The 25,126-nt window shown below is 44.0% G+C and carries 24 protein-coding genes and 1 pseudogene; 11 read left to right on the top strand and 14 right to left on the bottom strand.

Features of this window, described 5'->3' with window-relative positions:
• Positions 1 to 132 precede the first annotated feature (132 nt).
• Positions 133 to 1,758, bottom strand: a complete 1,626-nt coding sequence (locus V6B33_RS13740) for a hypothetical protein (RefSeq protein WP_334218324.1) — start codon at positions 1,756 to 1,758, stop codon at positions 133 to 135.
• A 3-nt stretch (positions 1,759 to 1,761) separates the two neighbouring features.
• A complete protein-coding gene (locus tag V6B33_RS13735) occupies positions 1,762 to 2,538 on the bottom strand; it encodes an ABC transporter ATP-binding protein (RefSeq protein ID WP_334218323.1) in 777 nt (258 codons plus the stop codon).
• 587 nt (positions 2,539 to 3,125) lie between these two features.
• Between V6B33_RS13735 and V6B33_RS13730 the strand changes: the two genes are divergently transcribed.
• Genes V6B33_RS13730 through V6B33_RS13715 form a run of 4 tightly spaced genes read left to right on the top strand, consistent with a single transcriptional unit; the run spans position 3,126 to position 6,945 of the window.
• A complete protein-coding gene (locus V6B33_RS13730) occupies positions 3,126 to 3,515 on the top strand; it encodes a GntR family transcriptional regulator (RefSeq protein WP_334218322.1) in 390 nt (129 codons plus the stop codon).
• Entirely contained in the window at positions 3,508 to 4,410 is a 903-nt protein-coding gene (locus V6B33_RS13725; RefSeq protein ID WP_334218321.1) for an ABC transporter ATP-binding protein, read from the top strand. The genes V6B33_RS13730 and V6B33_RS13725 overlap by 8 nt, the downstream gene beginning before the upstream one ends.
• Positions 4,382 to 6,379, top strand: a complete 1,998-nt coding sequence (locus tag V6B33_RS13720; RefSeq protein WP_334218320.1) for a DUF6449 domain-containing protein — start codon at positions 4,382 to 4,384, stop codon at positions 6,377 to 6,379. The genes V6B33_RS13725 and V6B33_RS13720 overlap by 29 nt, the downstream gene beginning before the upstream one ends.
• A 29-nt stretch (positions 6,380 to 6,408) precedes the next feature.
• On the top strand, positions 6,409 to 6,945 hold the full coding sequence (locus V6B33_RS13715; RefSeq protein ID WP_334218319.1) for an RNA polymerase sigma factor: 537 nt from the start codon (positions 6,409 to 6,411) through the stop codon (positions 6,943 to 6,945).
• Between the two features lie 290 nt (positions 6,946 to 7,235).
• Here the strand turns inward: V6B33_RS13715 and V6B33_RS13710 are convergent, their stop codons facing one another.
• Positions 7,236 to 9,980, bottom strand: a complete 2,745-nt coding sequence (locus V6B33_RS13710; protein ID WP_334218318.1) for a GTP-binding protein — start codon at positions 9,978 to 9,980, stop codon at positions 7,236 to 7,238.
• Positions 9,981 to 10,370: 390 nt separating this feature from the next.
• On the bottom strand, positions 10,371 to 11,531 hold the full coding sequence (locus tag V6B33_RS13705; RefSeq protein WP_334218448.1) for an MFS transporter: 1,161 nt from the start codon (positions 11,529 to 11,531) through the stop codon (positions 10,371 to 10,373).
• A gap of 447 nt (positions 11,532 to 11,978) precedes the next feature.
• Here V6B33_RS13705 and pxpB point away from each other — a divergent pair, with 447 nt between their 5' ends.
• The 4 genes and pseudogenes from pxpB to V6B33_RS13685 all read left to right on the top strand — a co-directional run bounded on the left by pxpB (position 11,979) and on the right by V6B33_RS13685 (position 15,169).
• Complete coding sequence (pxpB, locus tag V6B33_RS13700; protein ID WP_334218317.1) at positions 11,979 to 12,686, top strand: 5-oxoprolinase subunit PxpB; 708 nt, start codon at positions 11,979 to 11,981, stop codon at positions 12,684 to 12,686.
• Positions 12,683 to 13,684, top strand: a complete 1,002-nt coding sequence (locus V6B33_RS13695) for a biotin-dependent carboxyltransferase family protein (protein ID WP_334218316.1) — start codon at positions 12,683 to 12,685, stop codon at positions 13,682 to 13,684. The genes pxpB and V6B33_RS13695 overlap by 4 nt, the downstream gene beginning before the upstream one ends.
• Positions 13,685 to 13,720: 36 nt before the next feature.
• Positions 13,721 to 14,906, top strand: a pseudogene (locus V6B33_RS13690) (NRAMP family divalent metal transporter).
• Between the two features lie 134 nt (positions 14,907 to 15,040).
• Positions 15,041 to 15,169: a hypothetical protein gene (locus V6B33_RS13685; RefSeq protein WP_334218315.1), complete on the top strand. Its 129-nt coding sequence runs from the start codon at positions 15,041 to 15,043 to the stop codon at positions 15,167 to 15,169.
• A gap of 63 nt (positions 15,170 to 15,232) precedes the next feature.
• Here V6B33_RS13685 and V6B33_RS13680 read toward each other — a convergent pair whose 3' ends face one another.
• The 3 genes from V6B33_RS13680 to V6B33_RS13670 form a co-directional block, all read right to left on the bottom strand.
• Positions 15,233 to 15,424, bottom strand: coding sequence for a YwbE family protein (locus V6B33_RS13680; RefSeq protein ID WP_334218314.1), 192 nt, complete (start codon positions 15,422 to 15,424; stop codon positions 15,233 to 15,235).
• 447 nt (positions 15,425 to 15,871) lie between these two features.
• Positions 15,872 to 16,102, bottom strand: a complete 231-nt coding sequence (locus V6B33_RS13675) for a helix-turn-helix domain-containing protein (protein ID WP_334218313.1) — start codon at positions 16,100 to 16,102, stop codon at positions 15,872 to 15,874.
• Between the two features lie 84 nt (positions 16,103 to 16,186).
• Positions 16,187 to 17,107, bottom strand: a complete 921-nt coding sequence (locus V6B33_RS13670; protein ID WP_334218312.1) for a spermidine synthase — start codon at positions 17,105 to 17,107, stop codon at positions 16,187 to 16,189.
• Positions 17,108 to 17,359: 252 nt separating this feature from the next.
• Between V6B33_RS13670 and speD the strand changes: the two genes are divergently transcribed.
• The gene (gene speD / locus V6B33_RS13665) at positions 17,360 to 17,749 is read left to right on the top strand and encodes an adenosylmethionine decarboxylase (RefSeq protein ID WP_334218311.1); all 390 of its coding nucleotides are present in this window, start codon (positions 17,360 to 17,362) and stop codon (positions 17,747 to 17,749) included.
• Positions 17,750 to 17,847: 98 nt separating this feature from the next.
• Here the strand turns inward: speD and rlmD are convergent, their stop codons facing one another.
• From rlmD to V6B33_RS13650, 3 genes are all read right to left on the bottom strand, one after another.
• Positions 17,848 to 19,221, bottom strand: a complete 1,374-nt coding sequence (rlmD, locus tag V6B33_RS13660; RefSeq protein WP_334218310.1) for a 23S rRNA (uracil(1939)-C(5))-methyltransferase RlmD — start codon at positions 19,219 to 19,221, stop codon at positions 17,848 to 17,850.
• Positions 19,222 to 19,347: 126 nt separating this feature from the next.
• On the bottom strand, positions 19,348 to 19,722 hold the full coding sequence (locus V6B33_RS13655) for a hypothetical protein (protein ID WP_334218309.1): 375 nt from the start codon (positions 19,720 to 19,722) through the stop codon (positions 19,348 to 19,350).
• Complete coding sequence (locus tag V6B33_RS13650) at positions 19,722 to 20,027, bottom strand: antibiotic biosynthesis monooxygenase family protein (protein WP_334218308.1); 306 nt, start codon at positions 20,025 to 20,027, stop codon at positions 19,722 to 19,724. Before V6B33_RS13650 ends, V6B33_RS13655 begins: the two co-directional genes overlap by 1 nt.
• Before the next feature lie 289 nt (positions 20,028 to 20,316).
• On the opposite strand from V6B33_RS13650, the gene V6B33_RS13645 reads away from it, so the two are divergent.
• On the top strand, positions 20,317 to 20,667 hold the full coding sequence (locus V6B33_RS13645) for a hypothetical protein (RefSeq protein WP_334218307.1): 351 nt from the start codon (positions 20,317 to 20,319) through the stop codon (positions 20,665 to 20,667).
• A 44-nt stretch (positions 20,668 to 20,711) separates the two neighbouring features.
• Here V6B33_RS13645 and V6B33_RS13640 read toward each other — a convergent pair whose 3' ends face one another.
• The gene (locus tag V6B33_RS13640) at positions 20,712 to 21,626 is read right to left on the bottom strand and encodes a diacylglycerol kinase (RefSeq protein WP_334218306.1); all 915 of its coding nucleotides are present in this window, start codon (positions 21,624 to 21,626) and stop codon (positions 20,712 to 20,714) included.
• 323 nt (positions 21,627 to 21,949) lie between these two features.
• Here V6B33_RS13640 and V6B33_RS13635 point away from each other — a divergent pair, with 323 nt between their 5' ends.
• Positions 21,950 to 22,405 carry a DUF2269 family protein gene (locus V6B33_RS13635; RefSeq protein WP_334218305.1) on the top strand — a complete coding sequence of 152 codons (456 nt, stop codon included), beginning with the start codon at positions 21,950 to 21,952 and terminating at the stop codon, positions 22,403 to 22,405.
• Between the two features lie 129 nt (positions 22,406 to 22,534).
• On the opposite strand, the gene V6B33_RS13630 is transcribed toward V6B33_RS13635, so the two are convergent.
• From V6B33_RS13630 to V6B33_RS13620, 3 genes are all read right to left on the bottom strand, one after another.
• The gene (locus V6B33_RS13630) at positions 22,535 to 23,332 is read right to left on the bottom strand and encodes an arylamine N-acetyltransferase (RefSeq protein ID WP_334218304.1); all 798 of its coding nucleotides are present in this window, start codon (positions 23,330 to 23,332) and stop codon (positions 22,535 to 22,537) included.
• A 276-nt stretch (positions 23,333 to 23,608) separates the two neighbouring features.
• Positions 23,609 to 23,989, bottom strand: a complete 381-nt coding sequence (locus V6B33_RS13625; protein ID WP_334218303.1) for a helix-turn-helix domain-containing protein — start codon at positions 23,987 to 23,989, stop codon at positions 23,609 to 23,611.
• A gap of 251 nt (positions 23,990 to 24,240) precedes the next feature.
• The gene (locus V6B33_RS13620) at positions 24,241 to 24,807 is read right to left on the bottom strand and encodes a thioredoxin family protein (RefSeq protein ID WP_334218302.1); all 567 of its coding nucleotides are present in this window, start codon (positions 24,805 to 24,807) and stop codon (positions 24,241 to 24,243) included.
• Between the last annotated feature and the right edge of the window lie 319 nt (positions 24,808 to 25,126).

Raw genomic sequence — 25,126 nt, 5'->3', positions numbered from 1 at the left:
GCGCAAACCCAAATGCCTGCTCTTCTATATATATGACATCCGCCCAATATTGTGCCTATTACCTTTCTCTAACTTCAAAGAAAAAGAGCTAAGCACCCTGATCAGCATGCTCAGCTCTTTTACCCAATTCCTCTAATCTTTAAATGAACATTTCCAAACAGTGAAATTCACAATCAAAAGAAGGACTAAATAAACATAAACTCCATAATCAAACTTCAATGATAAGACATGTACACCGAGAAATGCCCCGATGATAATATAAAACGGCAGCACCTTCCATCCATCACTTTGCTTCACTCCATCAAAACTTTCTGAGAAAGGCAGGCCATCACTTAATAATTTATAGCAAACGACTGTATAAATGAACGCACTGATAAGCACAATGATAAGCCCGGGAAGTACTTTCATGCCAAAAATGAAAATGAAGCATACTGCCATCACCAAATATAATGGAATGAATAGTTTAGCAAGAAATGCTTTCAGGGTGCCTTTATGAATCGGGGCTTGCTCTTCGACAGGTGCAACCTTATAAATCCAAGATCCTTTATATTTCCCTGAATACCCAAGTTGCATGACGACTGTCGGGATGACGATCAAACTCGCATAAATGGACAAGTACACCATGCTTGAAGAAAGACCTTCAAACGAAGTCAACGTCATATGGTTGAAGATAAAGATAAACGGCAGGATGATGGCAAATCCAAGGCCGGGATAGACTTTCAATTTGAACTCCCGCTCATTTTTCATCATGTAATGGGCAAATTGGTAAAATGCGCGTTCTTCCCTGCTGTAGCACATAAGTTTCATGAGACTTTTCCCAATCACATTGGACTTCCTGCTTTTCTTTCCCCCATGCGTATTGAGTTTCTGCAGATTCCTCTCAAAGGATGGAAGGATCTTGATGTAGACTCCCAACGCTGCAAACGGAAAAAGAACCGCCATCAACGAGAACAGAATGATCAAAGGACTGCCCCCGCCGTTCAATCCCCATTCAAACAGAGAACCAAACCACATCGGAGGAAAAAAGATCTGCCACCACTCTGCTGTGAAGGTTACCTGCAGATCGACAAATTCAAATGACCTCGCTACTACTTGATAGCCTATCGCCAGCCCAATCGAAAGGCCGATTTGCACATAATTGATAATATCCTTTAATCTTTCCCCGTCAAAATATTTTAAAATAAGGTAATAGAGTAAAGCGGTGAAGACGATAATCAAGATGTCGGTTAATATGATTCCCGCAAGGAACAGCAGGAAAAACCCAACTCCCTGATTGATTAATGCCACAATCAATGGAATGACCGTCATGGCCCCGGTCAAGAAAAACAGGTAGACACAGACGTGGATGGTCTTCGCCAGACTGATTGTCTTTTTCTCCACCGGCTTAGTAAATAAGATGGTATTGTCCCGGATGTCCAATATGACTACCGAGAAATCCGAGATCATCGACGTCATGATGATGAACATGATGACAGCGAATGCAATGCTCATTTGAAAGATATAATTCTCTCCCATTAAAACGAAAGGAATGATGAACAGACCGAAGAGAGCATAGATCCACAGTGATTTGATGAACCGATTTTCGTCTTTGGATTCCTTAACCTTTTTCCCCTGTTGTTGAAATACAGTCGGTACCCTGCGCTGATCCATCATGAATTTCACCTGCAGGATTCTGCGGAGAGCAGGATAGTCGAAGCCCATTTTCACAAAGATCACCCGAAACCAATCCAGAAACAGAAGTGTACGAAATCCCTTCATCCCTTACACCCCTTGAACAACCGACACAATCTGCTGCGCCGTTTCTTTATGCTTATCAAATCCGGTCAATTGATTGAAGATTTCTTCAAGCGTCCCCTCAGTGTTCGTATTCTTCAATTCTTCGAAACTGCCATCCGCGACAATCAAACCATTATGCAATAGAATGATCCGGTTACTGATCTTTTCAACGACATCCATGATGTGGGATGAATAGAAAATGGTCTTTCCCTGAGCCGCCAATTGCGCGAGCAGTTCTTTGAAAATCATCACTGAATTCGCGTCCAGCCCGTTGATGGGTTCGTCAAAAAAGAGAATGTCAGGGTTGTGAAGCAAACTTGATATGATAAGTATCTTCTGCTTCATCCCTTTGGAATAGGATGCTATTCGAGATTGATAAACTTCGGTCAAACCAAATAGCTCCACTAATTTCTCTGCCTTTTCCCCCGCAGTTTCTGCTTCAAGCCCGTACAGTTCCCCGATGAACGTCAAATATTCTTCGGCTGTCAGGTTGTCATACAGGTCAGCCATTTCCGGTACATATCCGATTCTCTTTTTATAAACTGCAGACTGGCCGGAAATATCCTCCCCAAAAAGACGCACCTCTCCGGCATATCCCTCTTCCAGCCCAAGAATGATCTTCACCGTCGTGCTCTTCCCTGCACCGTTTGGCCCTATATATCCAATAATCTGCCCCTTATGGATTTCCAGATCCACACCTTTCAATACTTCCTTGACCCCAAAACTCTTCCTAAGCCCTCTAATCGATAAAATCGGCTCCATGATGTCCCCTCTTTTCTATGTATTTATTCATCATGCTAACATAAATTCCCTTATTTGGAATATACACCTTGCTGCACTATTGGACGACTGCCATGCAACAAAGGATTTGGAATGCGAGTTTTGGTTAAATCAATTGGTCACACATTATTCACTAACATGGAGCTCAACATTCAAAAAATCTTTGATAATGAATTATTCTTAGTCTTAATCGTTCCAGCTGTTGATTGGAGTGGAAGACGAAGACTCCTGCGGGAGAAGTGGCCAATGTGAGACTTGTCCAGTTACAGGGCTTAGAGGCAAATGTCATAAGTCAACTCGTCCAAGAAGGCAAAGAACGCCTTCGTGGCCGTTTCGCCTTATGCCAAAGCCTCTGAGCAAAGCCCTTCCGCTTTTCTTCCCACAGGAGCGCAGCGACGAGGAGGCTCACGGGTCACCCGCGGAAAGCGAAGTCTTCCACGGAAATCATCGGCGGTGATAAAAGAACTTTCAAAAATATTTTATAAAACTCTTCTAAAATGGAAGAACATGTTATATACTTTAACTGTATTAAGACACATAGTACACTGTATACAGTTGGGAGGGTGGATATGTTTGAACTTGATTTAAGAAGTCGGAAGCCCATTTACGAACAGTTAGTGGAAAAACTGAAAGAACTGATGATCAATGAAGTGCTGAAACCGGATGAGCAATTGCCATCGGTACGTACATTGGCTCAGCAGCTGACAATAAATCCAAACACGATCCAGAAAGCATATAGAGAACTTGAATCTCAAGGTTATATTTATTCAGTGAAAGGAAGAGGTAGCTTTGTCAATCCTTCAAGTCACATTCAAAACGCGGAGAAAATCATGAAAGTGAAAGAAGAACTCACAAGACTTTTATCAGAAGCTCTTTATTTAGGGATAACCGTTGAAGACTTAAAAGAAATGATCGCCGATATCGAGGCATCAGTCGGGGGGAATCAAGCCGATGATTGAGATAAAAGGGGTCAGTAAAGCATTTGACAGAACAGAAATCATTCATAATATTTCATTTTCCATAGAAAAAGGATCCATCTACGGCCTGCTCGGTTCAAATGGCGCAGGAAAGACCACGTTGCTGCGTACAATAGCCGGGATTTTAAAGGCCGATCAAGGAGAGATTACCCTTGAAGGTCAGCCAATTTTCGAAACCGAAAGCAGTAAAGAGAAAGTCGTCTTCCTTCCCGATCAGCCATTCTTCTTCACCCACTACACGCTGAAACAGATGGCACAATTTTATCAAAACACTTACAGCCGCTGGGACGGGGAATACTACCATCAACTGACGGCACTGTTTGAAATCGATCCGGATAAAAAGCTTCATAAATACTCAAAAGGAGTTCAGCGCCAAGCATCCTTTATTCTTGCACTGTCTGCGAAGCCTGATGTACTTGTACTGGATGAACCAATCGATGGACTCGATCCCGTTGTACGGAAGAAATTAAAGAATAGATTGATTTCAGAAGTGGCCGAAAGGGAAATGACGATTCTAATTTCCTCCCACAACCTGAGAGAAGTTGAAGATATCTGCGATCACATCGCCATCCTTCATCAAGGCAGGTTCCTCCTGGAAAAAGAACTGGATGATTTGAAGTCAGGTATCCATAAGATTCAACTCGCCTTTAAAGATTCCGTGCCAGAGGAGCTGTTCAACAATCTTGATATCCTGCACAAAGAAGCACGAGGCAGTGTACTACTGTGCATCGTTCGTGGAGACGATGGGGAAATCAACCGGAAGATTCGTTCTTATCATCCAGTCATCTTTGATTTACTTCCACTTACATTAGAAGAAATTTTTATATATGAAATGGGGGATGTTGGGTATGCCATCCAAAACATCTTGGATCAATAAAGAACTTATAACCCAAAGCATTCGGAGTGTAGGCTGGCTGGGTATCGTTTACTTCATCGGTCTCCTGTTTGCAATTCCGATTGATATATTGGGTAAACTGACAAATCCTAATATTATTTATTACAACAATCTTTATGAAAATCTGTTTAAGATTCAATACCCTATTCAAATGGGGTTGTTGTTTTTCATACCGGTACTGCTTGCCGTATTTCTATTCCGCTATTTACATGTTAAACAGTCTGCCGATTTCATCCACAGCCTGCCAATTAAGCGGAATCAGATTTTCCAGCACACATTGCTTACGGGACTTGGCATCCTGTTGATCCCGATTTTACTTAACACTCTTTTCCTGCTGGTACTCTATTGGATTACAGAACTAAATCTTTACATTGATGCCGCAGATATCTTTGTCTGGTCCGGAATCACGATGTTAATGGCCATCCTGTTCTTCTTAACCGGAACATTCATTGCGATGATCACCGGCCTATCTGCTGTACAGGGGGTCCTGACCTATATCTTCCTGTTATTGCCTGCAGGAATGTTCTTATTGGTTACTTTCAGCTTGAAGCAGCTCCTGTTCGGATTCCCGACGGATTATTACTACACTATCAAAATTGAAGAGTATTCACCAATCGTCAAAGCGGCCATGCTTGAAAACAAGTTAATTTCAGGGTGGGATGCGTTAATTTATGCAGTATTAACCGTTCTTTTCTACGTCTTGGCTCTACTACTCTATAAGAACAGAAAAATAGAAACAGCGTCACAGCCTATTACATTCAAGCTGCTTCAGCCCATATTTAAATACAGCATGACCTTCTGTGCCATGCTGGTCGGCGGAATGTACTTCATTGAAGTTCAGGGTCAGGGCAATTGGATGTGGTTCGGATATGCCGTCGGGGCACTGATCGGCTATTATGTTGCTGAAATGATTTTACAAAAGCATTGGAGAGTATTTCACCATTGGAAAGGTTACGTTGTATACCTCCTTGCGATCGGTGCAGCTGCACTTCTGTTTCAATTTGATCTCTTCCAATATGAAAAGAAAGTGCCGGAAGCAGGCAAGATCGAGGAAGCATATGTCGGATACAGTTATTATGACATATTTAACAGTGACCGTGATTCCATGGTGAGCATTGAGGATGGTTTCATCCCCGAGATCAAGCGTGATCCGATGCTGAAAGAAGAAGCTTCGATCAAAGCTGTCCGTGAACTCCACAAAGCCATCATTAAAAAAGGAGAAACGTCAACTGGATACGACAGAATGCCTGCTTTCTTTTACTATAAATTAGAAGACGGCAGCACGCTGGTCAGAAGCTATGAAGTCGATCAACGTGAACTTGAACAGTACTACTCGGTTTTATACGAAACCCGGGAGTACAAAGAAGCGACGAACGACATTTTCCAAATCGATGAACAGAAAATCGATAAGTTGACGCTTCACCAGGAATACACTGCTGGTAAAACTGTCACCATTGTCGAACCCGGTGAAATCAAAGAAGCAATCGGCATCTTAAAGCAAGAAATTTACAATGAGACTTTCGAGGACCAAAACAGACTGAGTACATTTTCTGTAGAACTTCTGTTATCCAACAACCAGCGAACAGGCATCAGCATCCGCAATACGTATGATGATTTCGAACAATGGCTTCGCGATAAAGGATACCTGGAGAAAATCAAGGTCACAGCCGATGACATCGAATGGATCTACGTAATCGATAAAAAAGAACATACACGCGAGTTGATGAAAGCAAATTACCCTGGCGACATCTTCCCTAAATTGAAGGAACAGGGTACGGGGCTTGAGATAACTGAAAAAGAAAAGCTGAATGACATGCTGGAAAACCTCAGCTACGACAGACCTGAAAACCCTTATCTTGTCGGAATCAAATACAAAGGGCAACCGCATGTCGATGTAAACGGACTAACCGAAGAAGACGCCCCTTCCTTTGTCAAAAATGCCTTTGAATAATTTGAACAGAAAGAATCGAGGTGATATTAATGGATACCAAACTGATACACATTCAATCTCCGACTTTCGAAGAGGTTTATCTTCAATTTCACAGATTGATTTACCATATTGCCTATAAATTGACGAAGGATGCTCATCTTTCTGAAGATATCGTGCAGGAAACTTTCCTGAAAGCCTACCGAAAGTGGGATACGCTGATCGATTTCAGAAAGATCCAGGGTTGGCTTTCATCGATCGCCAACCGGACAGCCATTGATTTTATACGTAAGGAATCAAAACGCAAAGAAGATCTTGTAGACGATCAGGACTCCTGTGATACTGCATTTATCGCAAGCTCCTCAAGAATGGTAGAAGCCGAAGTAGACTATCTCTTCCTGGAGGAGGATATTCAGCAAAGGATCGGCTTACTCCCTGCATCACAGCAGGAAGTCCTGCGATTAAAAGCGATCCAGGGACTAAGCGATCAGGAAATCGCTCAGAAACTCGACCTCAACCCTTCCACGGTGAAGACTCGTTATCACCGCGCGAGAAAGCAGTTACATGTATTAATGAATAAATCAGCTTAATGATTTGTTGCCCGGAGTGACGGCTGCTCCGGGTTTTTTACCGTAACCGACTTTTGGAAATTGGGTCGTGTTTGAACCTGAGTGTACCGTTTTGGTGATTAGAAACATTCTTAAAAGATCATAAATTTCTGTGGTTGGATCATATTTCATCACCGCCTCTCAAAAGCCATTAACATACACACTTCATACATGCTCCAATTGATCTATTACCACGAAAGTTAATATTTTCATCAAAAAAGCTGATTCAACAAGGACATTTCCCCTTGCGAATCAGCTTTTTTTACTAACAATCAGTACGAAGTCCGAGTCCTCTTAGCACCGGCCTTCATCATGTATTCATCCTGCAGAAGCTCGACTTCATACAGCGTAATCGGATCGAAATACCGTTCCGGATGTTCTTTCATTTTTTTCAACGTTTCTTCTTCTGCAGCAACCTCTGTTTCGGTTTCTTTGATAGTGAGTTCAAGCTGATTGAATGGTTCTGCAAAGAAGGATTTAACGTCTTGATCCAGTGATTTCTCAAACAAGTCGAATTGAACGAAGAATTTGTTTACAACGGATGCGGTCGTTTCGGAATAATCCTCGTTTTCCACATAACGTTTGTATTGAGTATGGAGCATGTTCTTGTTCTGAGGGATTCCTCCAAACAGTTTACCCGCACTTTTCAACAGGAATTGACCGGGTTTGAAACGGAGAAGAATATTTTCCTTATCGATCACCGCTCTCGTTCCCATCCTGTTTACGTCCCTTCTCCAGTCATCGATCACCTGGAAGTCGCACTCCAGGACCACTCGATCCTTGCCGAACAGGTCATTGAATGTCTGGCTCATTTCATTTAAATAATCCTGGCCATCCTGAAGACCAATTCTTGAAGACTGCAGCCAGTTCTCCAGGGTAGCCACGTAACGAGGCATAAGATCTTCCTGGATATATGTCTGGATCCTGGCGTTCATGGCCTCATTCAATTCAGTGTGAATCTGTCTGAAGTCGCTCTCTTCCGTAATCAGATCTGAGCAGCCGCTCAATATCTCAGGGATTTTCCTGGAGATTTCCTTTTTGATTTCTTCTTTCTTTTTACGGTATGAATCTTTAATCTCATTTGTCTTGTCGTTTTGCATGTCCACCAAGTAGTTTTGGAAGCCGTTCAAGCGGACAAGAATATCTTTATTTTTCTCGATTATATCCTTCAAGTCGTGTTCCTGATTCTTCCGCTGAGCGAATAGATCCTTCAGCGTTTTCCGCACCAGGTAGAATAGCTTTATCCTGCGCTGTTCCTTCAATGCTCCTGGATTCATCAAGTACTGCTCTTTCAAGAAAGCTTCGACATCCCGCTGCTGCAGGTGGACCGCTTCCAGCGATGAATATGGAAGGACTTCAGCATCCGGGAACCATTCCCTCGCCATTGCGCGGACTGATTCGATGATCTCCTCTGAACGGGCGGCATGGTCGATCTTATCCATTTTGTTCAGGAGGAAATGAACGTTTACAGGCTGACCGATCTCCGTCAGCGTTCTCAGTGTCTGACGGTCTTCGGCATTGAAGGGTGCATCGGCATTCAGGACATAAAGCAGACCGTCAGCAGCAGGATAGAAGGAAGCGAGGTCTTCAAGCCCCCTGTTGTTTGCCTGGACATCGATCAAAGCACTCCCGTTTTTCTTAAGGAATTCAGAAGGCAGTTTGTATTCAACAAACGCTTCCCTTTCCATCAGTTCTTCGAAATCTGCAATACTTTCTACTTTCTCTGATCCGCGGTCATGAATCTCCGTCACCTCTGCTTGATCACGGTGATATCTGTATACAACGGTTGAATGTTCCGCCTCTCCCACGCTTTCCCCCAGTACGGATTGCACAAAGGAAGATTTGCCGCTGGATTCACTGCCTGCAACGACAAGATACTGCTGGCTCGTGTCGAGGAGCTGCTCTGCAATCCATTTCGATTTATAAGAGACCCCTGCTTCATTTCTTTCGGACCAGTCGATAATTTTATTTAAAAGAAGAATGGTCTTCTCCATCTTAAATGAAGGATAATCACCTTGAAGCAGCAGGCTTTCCGCCTCTTCCACGACGATTGGATCAATCGAGTAGGAGAACACATCATTCCAAGACAGCACGGCTGCGGAAGCAAGAAGAGGCTGCTCCTGTTTGCTGATCTTCAGCCAGTTTGTCATCAGGTCGGGCATGATGCCTTCAATTTCTTTCACAAGATACCCTTTCTCAAGGAAATGAACATATGCGTGCTGGAACTGGAATGAAATCTCCTCCCATCGTTCACCCGGCTCTGGTTCCACATATTCAAAGATCGTGTTTACAGTAGACATCCATTCAATGTGGGCCGCAGGAACATCCCTGTACGATTTCCATAAGCTCTGAACAATCTCCCGGAATAGCTGCCGGTTCTTTTCATAAACCGTAATCAGTACATCGTAAAAATAGTTCGGTGTGAAAGCCGACGTACAGCCCATTTCGGAATACTCCAACAGCGCCCGGAACCAAGTCTCCTCCCCTGTCCGGATCGACTCATTCACAGCCAGCCCGACAGCATTCTTCCAATCCTGCTGTTCTTCATAGAAGGACTTTGCCAACTGTGAAACAAGCGGGTAGTCGGGATCAATATTCAACGCTTTCTCGATGATCCTGTATGCTGACTTCAGCTTATTTCTCTCTATGTAAAGATGGAACAGCTGAAGTGAGACCTCCATCGTCAGCACCGGGCTTTCCGTTGAGATGGCTGTGTATACATCTTCCGCCGAAGAAAGCATGCCCAATGCATAATAGGAGTCTGCAATATTTTTTTTCGCCCATGGTTCAAGCTCATTTAAAATGCTTTCCCACTTATAAATAGCAGCTTCGTAATCTTTACTGTGAAAATACACTTCGCCCTGCGCATAGCGGATATACGTTAAGTCATACGGTTCATTCTGCTGTTCCTCCACAAAAGCAGCACCAAGTACTTCAATAGGATGAAGGGTTGATTCTTTTTCTATTAAAAAAGTTTCATAAAACGACTTCTCCATCAATAATTTTTCTTCTATCATAATGTCCTCCGTTATATGTGAATCCTTTTTGGAAAGGACTCACAGACTAGTCTATGGCTATCATTCTATCAGAATTTCGACAGGATAAAATTTCATTTCGTTTTCATTTACTAATTGATGCTTTATTCCGTGATCCCTTAGACTCACTTCCATTACATAAGAAAGGACTATCCATTACCAAAAGGCTATTGCCTTCAATAAAATAGATAGTCCTAAATATTTACCACCTTTTTTGCAGGTGTAAACTATATCGTTGAAATGTTTTTTTATGCTTGTCGGGCCTGACCAAGCTGTCTCCGCTTTTGTTTCTTCCAGCTCCGACGCCTAGTCCCTCGAGTCATAAGTCAATCCGCCATAAAAGGCAAAGTACGCCTTTTTTGCCGGCTCGCCTTATGCTTGTCGGGCCTGACCAAGCCGTCTCCGCTTTTGTTTCTTACGCCCTTCCAGTATCGCCACTACGAATGCGAGGAGCAGGAAGAGGCTTGAGATTTGGAACATGATTCCGATTTCTACGAACTGGGCGAGTACACCGAATACTAGGCCGCTCAATCCGATACCGAGGTCAATGGACGAGAAGAACATCCCGTTTGCCACTCCCCGGCGGTTATCAGGTGTCGTCGACAATGTCCACGACTGAAGTGTCGGAATGAGTGAGCCGAATCCCACGCCGAAGAGAATGCCTGAAATGATGATTAGTGCATCGGAATGCGCGAACGATAATACCCACATTCCCACAAATGTGATCATGATGCAGAACAGGACCAGTCCCTTGGGGCCGCGTTCATCAAACCACTTTCCTGCAATCGGTCTTGACAGGGAAGCCATGATCGCATTGAACAAGTAAAATAAGAAGATATGCTGTATTCCGCGTTCTTCACCAAAAATCACAATGAACGTTACAATCGATCCATAGCCGAATGTGACCATAATGGTAATGAAAGCAGGGAACCAGCTTGATTTTTCCACCAGGGAACCCATGTATGAGAACTTCAGGTCTTCTTTATTAGTCTCTTTCACGATTTTAGGCGTCTGATAATGAACCAACGCCAGCAGGATGATGGCAATGGCCCCGAGGACACTCGAAGTGATGATCAGATTCGTGAATGTAGTGACTTGGAATAAGTAGATTCCGAGACTCGGGGCGATGATCATTCCGATTGTGATCGATAATCCGTAATAGCCCATACCTTCACCGAGACGGGATTTCGGTACGACATCGACTGCCGCTGTACCATTGACAGTTGTCGACCATCCCCATGCCAGTCCGTGCACAAACCGGAACAGCAAAAAGATCACGACTATGGAAGACAATGGATAGATCACTGTGATAAGGAGCAGTAAAACGACACCGATGATGACCAGGGGTTTCCGGTCCTTATACTCCAGCATAAAACCGATGAACGGCCTGCTTAATACCGCTCCTATTGAAAATAAAGTAGTGACCAGGCCAATTTCCAATCCTGACGCACCAAGCGATTTGATATATGGAGGCAATGTCGGAATCAGCATTTGAAACGACATAAATACAAAAAGATTTCCCACCATTAACATGATAAAAGACCTTGTCCATAGAGGCTCTTTTATTTTCGTCACAGGAAATCCTCCTTTCTGTTATTCATCTATTCACAGGAATCACCCATTTTAAGATGCTTCCAATTTATTTCGAATTACTAAATAATAGCACATTCCGGTGAAAAGATATACGATTTCACCTCAAAGATTCCTGCTATTTTCTTACAACCTCCCCCTTCACTCTCCTATCCCCATTTCAGGTTTCAGCATCCCTTTGCCAGCCCTATGTGCCCCGTTCATGAAGACATTTATACAGTACAATCCTCCTGAACACTTTCACTTGGACAGCACCTGCGTTGAAAAGTTCTGAATTTATACTATAATAGACAACACCACCAAAAGTTCTGAAAATTGTACACACTGCCAATATTGAATTTTTATAGATTTATATAAATAAATATACAATTAATATGAGGAGGGAACATCTTGAATTACTCTTTATATCCTTTAGGGGACAGCGCAGTCGTCATTCAATTGGGAGATGCGATTGAAATAGACACTCACGAAAAAGTAAAGAATGTGACTGCCTTTTTTGAAAACAACCCGCAAAGCTGGCTCATCGAAACGATTCCTGCATTTACGACTGTCACACTTTTTTATGACCCGATGGAAATTTTACAGATAAGAAAAGACGGGCTCCCTTACAAGGTAGTATGTTCCATCCTGAAAGAATTGCTTTCGGGTGAATTGGAGGGAAATCCCGCTCCCGCAAGGGTCATGGAAATCCCGGTATGCTACGGGGGGAAATATGGTCCGGATTTAGAAGAAGTGGCGGACGCCCGCGGAATTACAATGGAAGAAGTCATTTCTAAGCATACGGCCGGGGACTATCTTGTTTATATGATCGGCTTTGCCCCGGGCTTTCCTTATGTAGGAGGTTTGGATCCGGATTTAGCTACTCCGAGAAGAAAATCACCACGCTTGAAAATTCCGGCCGGATCAGTAGGAATCGCGGGAGATCAGACAGGCGTTTATCCGATTGAATCACCTGGAGGCTGGCAGCTGATCGGACGCACTCCCCTTTCCTTATTCCGGCCAGCCGACGATACTCCAAGCCTTCTTCAGACAGGGGACCGGATTAAGTTCGTTCCCATCTCCGAAGAAGAATTTATAGAAATGGAGGGAAATGCATGATTAAAGTTAGTAAACCCGGCCTCCTTTCTACTGTACAGGATCTCGGAAGATACGGCTTTCAAAAATTCGGCGTCATCGTCAGCGGCAGTATGGACCCTATAGCCCATCGAATTTCCAACTGGCTTGTTGGGAATGATGAAAATGAAGCAGTCATTGAAATGACTTTGACCGGACCGGTTCTTGAGTTTCAAGAAAACTGTTTGATTTCCATTTGCGGAGGCGACCTCTCTCCATCCATCGGCGGGGACCCCGTTCCTCTGTGGCGTTCCATTCTTGTGAAAAAAGGCAGCATCTTAAAGTTTGGAGGCTGCAAAAGCGGGACCCGTGCCTATCTTGCCATAGCGGGCGGCATCGATGTGCCCTCCGTCATGAAGAGCCGGTCTACCTATTTACGTGCTGGAATCGGCGGATTTGAAGGACGGAATTTAAATGCAGGTGATACCCTTGAAGCAAGTCCGCTACGGCAGAATTCCAAAGATATAATGGACTATTTGATTCCTTATTTGGAGGATAAGACTTTTACAGAAATCGACTGGTCGATTTCTTCTGAATTCATTGCCATCCACAGGTCCCGAAAAGTTGTCAGAGTGATTGAGGGGCCGGAACACAATCTCTTTACGGAAAAAAGCCGGCAAGCGTTTTTCGGAGATCCCTTCAAGGTATCTCCGCAATCTGATCGAATGGGGTATCGATTACAAGGGCCGCAGCTCTCACTGAAACAAGCTACTGATATGATCTCAGAAGCAGTGACATTCGGAACCATACAGGTGCCTTCGGACGGCAACCCCATCATTCTATTGGCAGACAGGCAAACGACCGGGGGATATCCGCGCATCGGTCAAGTCGCTTCTGTCGACCTCCCCCTGATCGCCCAGACGAAACCGGGTGAGGAACTTTCCTTTACTGCCATCACTCATAAGGAGGCTCAGAAGCTTTTGATAGACAGGGAAAAACAGCTGCGCCATCTCAAACAAGGGATTGCATTGAAACTCAGATAAACCAACACTAGAATCAACAGCAAAGGAGATATATACATGAAGAAATCAAATGTAAGCGTATTGCTTGGCCGCTTTCCTTATGGCCACCTCTGCAATCGGACCGGGTTTCCTGACTCAGACTACGGTCTTTACAGAGCAGCTGGCTGCAAGCTTCGGATTCGTCATCCTCATATCGATCATCATTGATATCGGTGCACAGTTAAACATTTGGAGGATCATCGCCATATCTGAAAAAAGGGCACAGGACATCGCCAACGATATCCTGCCCGGGCTGGGATACTTCCTGGCGATATTGATCGTCGCCGGCGGTCTTGCCTTCAATATCGGAAACATCGCAGGAGCCGGCCTCGGAACGAACGTATTATTCGGGATATCCCCGAAGATGGGGGCATTATTCAGCGGACTTGTAGCCGTCGGGATCTTCCTCGTCAAAGAGGCTGGCAGGCTCATGGACAAGTTCGCACAAATACTGGGCTTCTTGATGATCATCCTCACGTTATACGTGATGTTCACCTCGAACCCGCCGATTGGAGAAGCCGTCTCAAAGACATTCATACCGGATACGATTGACTTCATGGCCATCATCACACTTGTAGGGGGAACGGTCGGCGGCTACATCACCTTTGCCGGCGGACACCGTCTATTGGAAGCAGGCATAAAAGGAAAAGAAGCCCTTCCCCAAATCACGAGGAGCTCTGTATCTGCCATCGGAATCGCTTCGCTCATGCGGATCTTTTTATTCCTGGCTTCACTTGGAATCGTGGCACAGGGCCTGCAGATCGACCCTTCCAATCCGCCGGCATCGGTCTTCAATCTCGCTGCCGGAAACATCGGCTACAAAATGTTCGGAATCGTCATGTGGTCCGCTGCCGTCACATCCGTTGTCGGAGCAGCCTACACATCCGTTTCCTTCATTCGCACATTCAGCCCTCTATTGGAGAAATACCATAAATGGCTGATAATCGGGTTCATCGTCATATCAACCGTGGTATTTGTATCCATTGGAAAACCTGTCGCCGTCATGATCATGGTCGGCGCCCTGAACGGATTGATCCTGCCGATCGCTCTCGGCGTCATGCTGCTTGCCGCACACAAGAAAAAAATCGTCGGGGACTATAAACACCCGATTTGGATGACTGTATTCGGACTGCTCATCGTGGCAGCGATGTCTTATATGGGTGTTTATACAATGATCAATGAATTACCAAAGCTGTTTAGTTAAGCAAGGGTTATGCAGAGACCTCAGACTCTTTCAGGGAGTTTGGGGTTTTTTGATTTGGTTGGTTGGGGTTATGTAGCGCCGGGTAGCTGGAGGGTAGTGCTGGCGGGGCTCTTGGCCCAGCAGGGGGGTTCCGTGTGGCAGTCGACTTACTTGTGGTGTACCTGGTACAGGACCGGCTGCTTGTACCTGGTACACATAAACGAACGGTGCCAGGCACAAATCAGCTGTTTTGTGCCTGGCACCGGGACGGACAGTCCAATTAAAAAATCGCGGGACGGGCCTTTACCATGGTAACGGCCCGTCCGCGATCTTTTGTTTTCCTTCGATTAGAGGACGTTTTTAACCCTGCCCACTTGCCCGTCTTCCAGCCTCACCTTGATGCCGTGAGGGTGGTTCGCTGAGTTTGTGAGGATGTCTTTTACAACTCCACTGGTCAGTTTCCCCGTGCGCTGGTCTTTTTTCAGTACGATTTCAACTTGAAGTCCTGGTTTGATATTTGCTCGTTGTTGACCGTTCATATGATTTCTCCTGACTTGGATATAGTGTGTATTTGGATATTGGTTTGTATTGATACTCTATTTAGTTTTCCTGTAAAAGGGTGTTTGCCTGGGCTAGCGATATTTCGACATGTAGCTCAATTAATCCATAACCGGCTCTTAATAAATGAGAATGTGGCTCAATTAATCGATTTCGCAGCGCAATTAATTTGAAACTGGCTCAATTATCCTGAAACCGGCACGATTCCCCGGTCGATCTACTGTCGATCCTTTTTCTATCAGTCAATTCCCGGTCGACCCTTTCCTTTCAAGACGATAAGTGTCCCAATCTTCACTAATTCCATTGAATTCTGAATGGAATTTCTGCTTTCACACTGAAAATCAGCTTAATTCAATTGATTTTAATAGAATGGGACGCTGCAAACTTTAATCCAGCAGCTCTCCCATCCTATCCATATCAAAACGGTCTCAATCCTCATCCTTCACATCCGGATCGTCCGGAATCGGCTCGCTGAGGTATTCGGCCAGTTGTTTCTTCGCTGTTTCCATTTGCTCGAGGTGCTGGTTGAATTGTTCGCGATAGATTAAATACTGGTCGCCGTCATGGACCGCCCTGATTTTATTTTCGTGGATCAGCACTTCGATATATGATTCGGGCAGGGATAGGTATTCTGCTGTTTCTGCTATTGTGAGATACATGTCTTTCGCCTCGACTGTGATTATTTACTTTTATTATTTCCACTATTATATCATAGTGGAATCATCTTTCACGGCTCCTCTTACTTAAACGTTTTCTTGCCTGAATATATCATGCAGACGGAGATCCGATTCTGAATTGACGATGGCATTCTCTTTATGTTTTTCATAGACGGGAGTAAAGGCGAACAGTGTGGAGAGTTCTTTGGGCAAGGTACGATAGGGGGCATTGATCGTCTGGAATTGTAACGTGATCTCGCTTTTAGCAGCCATTTGAAATCCCCAGTCACCAAACGAGGGAATGATGGTGTGGTATTGTTTGGTATGAAATCCTGCTTGTTCAAGGGTCAAACCGATGCTCCAGAACACGGTTGGTGTTGCATCCAAAGCGTTTGATTGACATACGAGGATCCCGTCGTCACTCAAACAGCTGTAGAACTTCTCAAATAATTCCTTAGCGTATAGGCTTGCCAGGAGTTCGTTTGTCGGGTCAGGAAAATCAATGATCATCACATCATAAACTTTCTTATTCTTTTCTATGAATAGTTTGGCATCCTCGATATGAGCCGTCACTCTTTTATCAAAAAACGCCTGTTCGTTTAATTCTGCAAGGACAGGGACCTGTTTGGCAAGCTCCACTACCTTGCCATCGATATCCACTAAATCAACTTCCTTGACGCTTGAATACTTCAGGATTTCGCGCAGGGCAAGTCCATCTCCACCGCCCAGAACCAATACTGACTGAGTGGCTTTCCCAAGTGCGAAAGGCACATGGACAAACGCTTCGTGGTAGATCCTTTCATCCAATGAGCTGAATTGCAGCTGTTCATTTAAATATAACCTGATATCCCTGGCACTTATGACCTGTATGTCCTGAAACTTGCTTTTTCCTTTATAAAGCCTGTCGTGGCCCCCTGCCAATAATTCCTTCAGACCGGCACGGTCCCAGTCATCCCCGTAGGTATCCTGTTCTCTCATCTTATGAGGTTCATCATGCTGTTTTCCCAATGAGTCTCACTTCCCTGTTATTATTTTCGTCTCTTATTCCAGTTTATTTTCAGAGCCGCTTAGGAGTTCTCCCATTTCAGTTACTTGAGAAAAAATAAGGTGCAAGCCTATCAATATAACGGGTATATACCCTTGAGGATAAACGCCATGCCAATTAAAAGATGGAATTTCAAAATATTATAGCCATTTTTCAGGCAAAAGGGATGACTTGTACATATTCTGAAGTAAACACTTAAAGAAAGGAGCAGTCACTTGGAATACAGTACATTCGGAAGACATATCATTGCAGATCTATGGGGAGTCGATTTCGCAAAGCTCAATGATGTTGCATATCTCAAGGAACATGTGTATGAAGCTGCCAAGGTGAGCGGTGCAACGGTTCTCTCCATTGACTCTCATCGGTTCGATCCTCACGGAGTCACGATTTTCGCCGTTCTTTCAGAAAGCCACCTTTCCATTCATACGTATCCGGAAAAGGGATTTGCCGCTCTTGACGGATATACATGCGGCCATACGGTGGACCCTTTAAAATCCATCCAGTATTTGTTATCTGTCTTGAAGCCTGACAAAGTGAATTCATTAAAAGTCACCAGAGGACAGGATCGATTAAATGTGAGCAGGCTGTCACTCCTTGAAGATTGATCGTCTGCCATTCAGAATTCCTCCTCTTCCCTCAATTCAAAGTCACTCACTGCTGAAGCATAAAAAATACAGAGAAGCCCGTGGGCCTCTCTGCATGATTAAACCAATTCGATTTTCGCAACTGCCTCGCAGTGCATCGTTTGCGGAAACATATCCACCGGCTGGATTTCTTTTGTTTTGTAGCCGCCGTCTTCGAGAATCCGGAGATCCCGGGCAAGGGTTGCAGGGTTGCAGGACACATACACCACCCTCTTCGGCTTCATGGAAAGAATCGTGTTGAGAAGCGCTTCATCGCAGCCTTTCCTCGGCGGATCGACCACAAGTACATCTGCGCTGATCCCATCTTCATACCAACCGGGGATGACGACTTCAGCGGGACCGGTTTTAAATTCAACGTTGGTCATATGATTGAGTGCGGCATTCTGCTTGGCGTCCGCGATCGCCTGCGGAACGATTTCAACCCCGTACACCTTCTTGGCTTTCCGAGCAAGGAAAAGAGAAATCGTACCAATTCCGCAATAGGCATCGATTACGGTTTCTTCTCCTTTTAAATCGGCATACTCCAATGCTTTTTCGTACAGTACCTTTGTTTGTTCAGGGTTCACCTGATAGAAGGAGCGTGCGGAAATCGCGAACTTCACGTCTCCGATCCTATCGTGAATGACTTCCTCACCCCATAGAACATGTGTCGTGTCACCCATGATCACATTTGTTTTTTTGCCGTTCACATTATGGACGATGGATTTCAATCCTTCGATGTTCGCAACGAGTTCATCAATGATTTCTTTTTTGTGAGGCAGCTCCAGTGTTCTTGTCACCAGGACAACCATGACTTCACCTGTTGTATACGCGGTTCTGGTCATGATATGGCGGAGCGTCCCTTTATGTTTCTTTTCATCGTAAGGACGGATTCCCTGCTTTTCGCAGATATTTTTTACATGCTGGATCACTTCATCATTTTTTTCATATTGAATGATGCATTTATCCATGTCGATGATTTCATGACTTCTTTTCTGATAGAAGCCCGCAACAAAGCGCCCGTCCTTTTCACCGACCGGTACCTGTGCTTTATTTCGATATCTCCAAGGCTCTTCCATTCCGAGCACTTCATGGATCGTCACGGCTTGGAGCTTACCGATTCGCTGCATCACATCGCGCACATTCTTCTCTTTTGCCAGCAGCTGGCCTTCGTAAGTCATGTGCTGAATCTGGCAGCCTCCACATTCCCTGTAGATCGGGCAAGGCGGCTCCTGGCGATGGTGGCTTTCCTTCGTACGTTCCACCATCCGGCCGAAGCCGTAGCCTTTACCCGGTTTTACAACCTTTACCCTGCCTTCTTCCCCTGGAAGGGCATCGGGAACGAACAAGGGATAGCCGTCCACCTTTGTCACACCGTTACCGTCATGCGTTAAATCCTCAAAATATGCGTCATCTATATAATCATTCTTTTGAACAGGTGTTTTTTTACTCATAACGATCTTCCTTTTCTGCTTCCTAATTAAGACTCTACTGATTGTACCATACAAGGATGAACATGTTGAAATCCAGCTTCAAAACAGAAAACACCGGACACATTCCGTCTCCGATGCAGTTCTGCGTTATTCACTTTCCAGCTGATGTGCTAAATCATTCTCACGGATGGCCCTGATCCCGGCATTTAAATAATGCTGGAAATCATCAGTTTCTTCGCTGCCGCTTTCGGATAAGGCTTCCAGTATACAGACAAAGTTATCGATTAGATGATCGGATTTCATGCCTCTGCTGATCAACACATTGTTCAGCCATAGTGCATAGTCGATAAAAACCTTTTCATCGCCTGCAGCAGCCGTGGTCTGGAGGTAATTAAAATGATGGACATTGTCCTCGTAACATTTCTGCTTTCCCATCTCCCCGAAGCGTTCCTCGAGTTCCGGATAGCGCTCATACAGTCTCATTACCGCGCTTTCAATGACCGGTTTATATTTATTTTCCATCAGTAAGCCACCACCTTATACTTATCAATCGACGGGATGATTGATGCGAGTTCCTGGTCAGGATACTTTTTTTCAAGATCATGGATCCGCTTGTAATCCTCGCTTTGAACCCACTTCATGAAATGATCTTTCGTATCCCATTCCATATGCACGGTGATTTCCCCCTGCTTCTTTTCATTTTGCAGCAGCAGGAATCGCTGAAACCCTTCTGCTTCATCTACGAGCCCGGAACGTGAATGATAGATCGAGATGACTTCATCCGCCTTCTCATCAGGGACGACGAATGTTGAATGAACGATATACATGAAATCCACTCCTCCATCGACTTGTGCTTCCGACTTTCTTTTCCCCACTTTAACACAAGGACAGGCTCTGGGAAACAATCCTTCATGACTATTTCTGGAAGTCTTATGTTATCACTTGAAAAGAATCGAAGAGAGTTGCTAGTATAGAAAGATATTTTAAGAGAGACTAACTGAGCATCCTGTCAAAACTTACCTCGTTTCAAGAGTCGTACAAAAAATAGGGAATGCTGTACCTCATTCTTTCTTAAATTAATCTTAAAATAAGAACTATAAAAAGAAGGTAGATCATATGGAACCAGACATCTTAGTAAACCTGATCCTGGTAGGCAACGTATTTCTCGGTGTGCTTTTTACGTTGAAATCACGCCGCTGGTGGCTCCCTTATATTCTGATGGGGATCACCTTTTTAACTTTGACTATTGGATTCGGGCTGTCACTTGTATTGAACAAACAATCGATTCTGTCTTATTTGTTTGTATTTGTCGTTGGTCAGCTGATTTGGGCATTTGTCTTTGTGATCATCGCACATGTTCTTTCGTTCATTGTCAGAAAGGTGCCCTTCCGTCATAAACAGCAGATCGGCTGGGGGTTTCTTATCGGATTCCCATTGTCATTTTTAGTGTTTTTACTAATTCATTAAAAATATAAAAAGGAATGCCTGTTAAAATGGCATTCCTTTTTACGTTATAGCGCCTTATCTTCGGGACGTATCTTATCCACGGGGACAAATACATGAAGGTGGCGGTACAGGTTTTCAAATTCGGCAGGCAGGACGCCTCCCAGTTCGCCGTCCACGTTCAGCTGCACTTTTTCTTTGGCGTGAATCTTGATTCGGTTCGCTTGGGTGTAGATGACGTTCGGGTCCTTCACATGCTCTCCGCGTACGGCAAGTGTGGCGATGCGAATGAATTCAGCAAGATTTGTTTTCTTGAGAATCAAGAGAGAGAATAAGCCGTCGTTGATGGACGCATCCGGTGCGAGTTTCTCAAAGCCGCCGACCGAATTGGTAAGTCCGATCAAGAATAGCATCGCTTCACCTTCAAATAGTTTTCCGTCATATTCGATCGATACATCTGTCGGTTTGATGGAAGGCAGCATTTCAATCCCTTTCAGATAATAAGCAAGCTGGCCCATCATGGTCTTGAGTTTGCTCGGTACTTCGTATGTTAATTCCGTGATTCGGCCGCCACCCGCGATATTGATGAAATAGCGCTCATTCATGCGGCCGATGTCAACCGGTATGGATTCACCTTTTGTGATGACATCGATAGCCTGTCCGATATCTCTTGGTATGTGAAGTGCCCGCGCGAAGTCATTGGTCGTTCCCATCGGTACGATTCCCAGCTTCGGACGGTAGTCCTGTTCCGCCAAACCGTTCACAACTTCATTCAGCGTGCCGTCACCGCCTGCAGCAACAACAATATCATATTTACGCTCGACAGCGATTCGCGCCGCTTCTGTAGCGTCACCCTCACAGATAGTGGCGTGAACGGACGTTTCGAACCCTGCTTGTTCAAGTTTAATTAATACCTCGGCAAGATGCTTTTTGAAGAGCTCCCGGCCTGAAGTAGGATTGTAAATGATTCTTGCGCGTTTCATACCCCATCATCCTAATCTTTAGTTTAAATTCCCTGATCTCGGAGTTATGTTGTAATTCCATCTTTTAACATCATATTAAAATCAGACTGAACTTGCAATATTACGTAAGGTCCTTCTTTCATACATGCACATAGTGCCCTGGTTTCACCAATAAGCATCTACCGCTCAATATCATAACTCTTTTCATGAAAAAAATCTAATAAAATTACAGGCATTTCTAGAAGGTTTTATGACTTTTGCAGAAACCGTTCTTTCTTTTCATAAATATTCCACATGCTGCGTAATAATAAGAGAATTTAAATATCGTGTATGGGAGGTCATTTATGAGCGTATTGATACTGATCCACGTGCTTTCCGCCATTGTCGGAATCGGACCGACGTTCTTCGCCCACCTTTTGACGAAACCGAATAAGAATGTAGGGGAATTGCGCATTGCGATGAACTACATGAGGTTATTAGAATTCTTCCCAAAAATAGGCGGAAGTATTGCAGTTTTGACAGGGATTGCCCTGTTCCTGGTGGGAGAATACGGACCGTTCACTCAACTATGGCTTCTTGGTTCTCTCATTCTCTATATACTCATCCAAATCATCGTGATCGGCTTTATCACTCCTCCTGCAAAGAAGGTGAACGAATGGCTTGATCAGCCGGAAAACCTCGAGCTTACCGGCGCTCCTCCTGAAGAAATTCAAACCGCACTCGTAAGTATTTATCGACGATTCTATCTTGCTTCATCGCTCGGACTGCTTCTCTTTATCTTTATGATTCTTAAACCATGATTAGAGTAGTTCTTAAGGAGTGAAATTTGATACATTTCATGAGGCACCGCCCAAATCCATAGTGACGTTGGACGCCATACTCCATAACAAAAAAAGCCGCCAGGGAATGAACGAATCATTCAAGGCGGCTTATGAAAACAGTTTTATATTACGGTGTTCAAGAAATTGCAAGGAATCTTGAAGAGAGCTTGAGTCGAAGTGATAGACCTCCTGGATCATTTCTCTCCATTTGTCGAGGTCTCTCATTTGATATTCCCGGATATTGCGGTACGTCATGACCTTAAGCGTATGATTGCGGAGGAAGTAGCATTGATTCCCTTGAAAACGCACAGCTGTAATCCGTCTCATTGTGATGTTATCATCTGTATCAAGATAAGACGCTTCTATGTCCTTTATGAGATCTCCTTCCTCAAGGGGCACCCACTCGATCACTTTCTTCACGAATGATTTACCATTTGAACGGCGGTCCACCTCGAACTCAAACTGGTCACGCTGAGTAAAGATGATCTCTTCCCCGAACCCGTGAAGAAGATGTTTATGTCTGGCCTCGAGTTCTACCGGTTTCATGATGGGAGATCCGTATCCTACGTCGACGTATAGTTTTTTACCGCCGATGTTAATCATCAGCCCAAGATGCCCCGGGTTCACCCTTACATACCGGCAATCAAAGCCCAATTCCTTCAAGAGCCTTCCGAAGTTGATATTCAGGGTAAAGCATGTACCTCCCCAGCCTTTTGTATACAGATGATCTGTGAAATCTGCAAGCGAAGGGACATAGGAGCCCCCTTTTGAAAAATAATAAAATTTACTGAAGGTTTCATATGGAATCCGAATAAGATGCTGTTGAATCAATCGTTGTAAATAATTCATGGTAGGCTGCTCGATCTCCATGTTCAAGTAGTTTACGTATTTCTCTACAGCGTTCATTCAATCACTCTTTCTACTCCAAGCTATGTATATTATGATAATCCCGCAAGAATCGAGATTCAACCCAAGATTACAATGGCATTCTGCATCTCTTACTCTTTCCCCTATCATAAACCAAATCCCTCCCAAAACACGTTACGTTTTCATGTCAACTTCACATCCGCTTTAGCACAGTGAGGGACTGGACATTATCTGAGTAAAAGACTGTCCTTAACTCTGCTAAAAGGCAAGAAAAAAAGGCCGATCAAAGTGATGGCCCGGGAATAGGTCGGTGATTTAGTTTTTGACTCCAGCTGCGATGCGTTTTACATTCGTTTCTGCTGTTTTGGTCAGGTCTGGAGTAAATCCGTTTTTCATTCGCTCGTTTTCTTCTTTGAAGTAGGCTTGTACCTCTTCATCGAATTCGATTTCAATAAGATCACAAATATCCGTAATACGAAGAGCGATCATTATAGAAACAAGGTGAGCAACCGTTAATGATTTCTTCTTAAAATTCACTAATTCATTAATCGTAGCTACCCGTAAACCTGTCAAGCGATGCAAATCACCTTGTGTCAATCCTCTTTCACGGAGGATCTCTCCCAATTTAATGTGAATTTTATGGGGAAATTTATCCAGTGATTCTATGACAATCGTATTTGTTTTTTGGTGAATCATGATGCTTCAACTCCTCATCCTATACCATAGTACCGTGAATTACGTCATTCGTGAACCGGGAAAAAGTTCCAATCTAAAGGGCATTTTTTACCATCCCTTTTTTAATGGCCGTTTTCTTTGTTTCTTGAACACCGCAATCCACTATCGTTTACATAGACAAGGAAACTACACGATTGAATTTAAGCAATCAGCTGACAAATGCCCTTTAAAAAAAGCCGGAAGTCTAAAACCTCCTCGGCTTCCTTGAAACGTCACATCAATACTTTCTGTACCAGGGTTGTTTTAAGGCTTTCATACACTTCACTCCAGATGTTCTTGTCTTTTGTATATTGAGAGGTTAAGCGTTCTAACATTTCTTTTTGTTTATCCGGAAATTTCTCATGATCCTTCGGCGGTAATTTCGCTCTCTCATCATCGACGATCTTTTTCACCATTGGCGCCCTTGGGCCCCATACGGTCTTCTCTTCTCCATTTTCGTCAATGAAGATAAAGATCGGAATCGCTCTGGAAGTGCCGTTTGTGAGATATTGATCCATCAGCTCGAGATTGTCATCACGGAGAACCATTTTCACTTCAATATCAGCCTCTTCAGCGACTTTCAGCAGGATCGGGATGTTTAACATCGCATCTCCGCACCAATCTTCTGTAAGGACGATCACACGTAAAGATTCATCAGCAAGCGAAGCCAGTACTTCTTTATCCACCCGGGGAACCGTAAATTTATTTAAGATGGACAGTGTATTTTCTTTATGAGTCTTCATATATTCTAAATATTGACTTGGTGTCATTCCTTTGTCAAACCAGTCTTGCAAAGTCATGCTTACTCCTCCTTGAGTGCGTGTCTGAAAAAATGAAATTTGTTATCTCTCTATATCTTATTCATGTTCACTTCATTCCACAAGTATTATCCTTTTTCATTTCCTCATAAAATTCAATTGTGTGATTATGCCTGTAGGAATATAATATAAGAAAGCAGACCACCTGACAGTGCCGGGAGCCTCGCAGTCCGGTCCCAAACAGGTTGGATCATCACTCGCATTCCTTCAGTTTATACAGCTAACAAAAAAAGGAATAGCCATAACGGCTATTCATAAGTAGAATCCAGTGGGGGAATAGATTGTTCTTAACATAACCGTC

Origin of the sequence: Mangrovibacillus sp. Mu-81 (assembly GCF_036867415.1) — a bacterium.
In the GTDB taxonomy this organism is placed as follows: Bacteria; Bacillota; Bacilli; order Bacillales; family Bacillaceae_B; genus Rossellomorea.
The sequence above is the reverse complement of the archived record's forward strand: the minus strand, read 5'-3'. Positions and strand labels throughout refer to the sequence as shown.

Coding starts and splice junctions, on each gene's coding strand:
- V6B33_RS13740 (WP_334218324.1), bottom strand. CDS start 1,758: ATGAAGGGATTTCGTACACTTCTGTTTCTGGATTGGTTTCGGGTGATC.
- V6B33_RS13735 (WP_334218323.1), bottom strand. CDS start 2,538: ATGGAGCCGATTTTATCGATTAGAGGGCTTAGGAAGAGTTTTGGGGTC.
- V6B33_RS13730 (WP_334218322.1), top strand. CDS start 3,126: ATGTTTGAACTTGATTTAAGAAGTCGGAAGCCCATTTACGAACAGTTA.
- V6B33_RS13725 (WP_334218321.1), top strand. CDS start 3,508: ATGATTGAGATAAAAGGGGTCAGTAAAGCATTTGACAGAACAGAAATC.
- V6B33_RS13720 (WP_334218320.1), top strand. CDS start 4,382: ATGCCATCCAAAACATCTTGGATCAATAAAGAACTTATAACCCAAAGC.
- V6B33_RS13715 (WP_334218319.1), top strand. CDS start 6,409: ATGGATACCAAACTGATACACATTCAATCTCCGACTTTCGAAGAGGTT.
- V6B33_RS13710 (WP_334218318.1), bottom strand. CDS start 9,980: ATGATAGAAGAAAAATTATTGATGGAGAAGTCGTTTTATGAAACTTTT.
- V6B33_RS13705 (WP_334218448.1), bottom strand. CDS start 11,531: ATGTTAATGGTGGGAAATCTTTTTGTATTTATGTCGTTTCAAATGCTG.
- V6B33_RS13695 (WP_334218316.1), top strand. CDS start 12,683: ATGATTAAAGTTAGTAAACCCGGCCTCCTTTCTACTGTACAGGATCTC.
- V6B33_RS13680 (WP_334218314.1), bottom strand. CDS start 15,424: ATGAACGGTCAACAACGAGCAAATATCAAACCAGGACTTCAAGTTGAA.
- V6B33_RS13675 (WP_334218313.1), bottom strand. CDS start 16,102: ATGTATCTCACAATAGCAGAAACAGCAGAATACCTATCCCTGCCCGAA.
- rlmD (WP_334218310.1), bottom strand. CDS start 19,221: ATGAGTAAAAAAACACCTGTTCAAAAGAATGATTATATAGATGACGCA.
- V6B33_RS13655 (WP_334218309.1), bottom strand. CDS start 19,722: ATGGAAAATAAATATAAACCGGTCATTGAAAGCGCGGTAATGAGACTG.
- V6B33_RS13650 (WP_334218308.1), bottom strand. CDS start 20,027: ATGTATATCGTTCATTCAACATTCGTCGTCCCTGATGAGAAGGCGGAT.
- V6B33_RS13645 (WP_334218307.1), top strand. CDS start 20,317: ATGGAACCAGACATCTTAGTAAACCTGATCCTGGTAGGCAACGTATTT.
- V6B33_RS13640 (WP_334218306.1), bottom strand. CDS start 21,626: ATGAAACGCGCAAGAATCATTTACAATCCTACTTCAGGCCGGGAGCTC.
- V6B33_RS13635 (WP_334218305.1), top strand. CDS start 21,950: ATGAGCGTATTGATACTGATCCACGTGCTTTCCGCCATTGTCGGAATC.
- V6B33_RS13630 (WP_334218304.1), bottom strand. CDS start 23,332: ATGAACGCTGTAGAGAAATACGTAAACTACTTGAACATGGAGATCGAG.
- V6B33_RS13625 (WP_334218303.1), bottom strand. CDS start 23,989: ATGATTCACCAAAAAACAAATACGATTGTCATAGAATCACTGGATAAA.
- V6B33_RS13620 (WP_334218302.1), bottom strand. CDS start 24,807: ATGACTTTGCAAGACTGGTTTGACAAAGGAATGACACCAAGTCAATAT.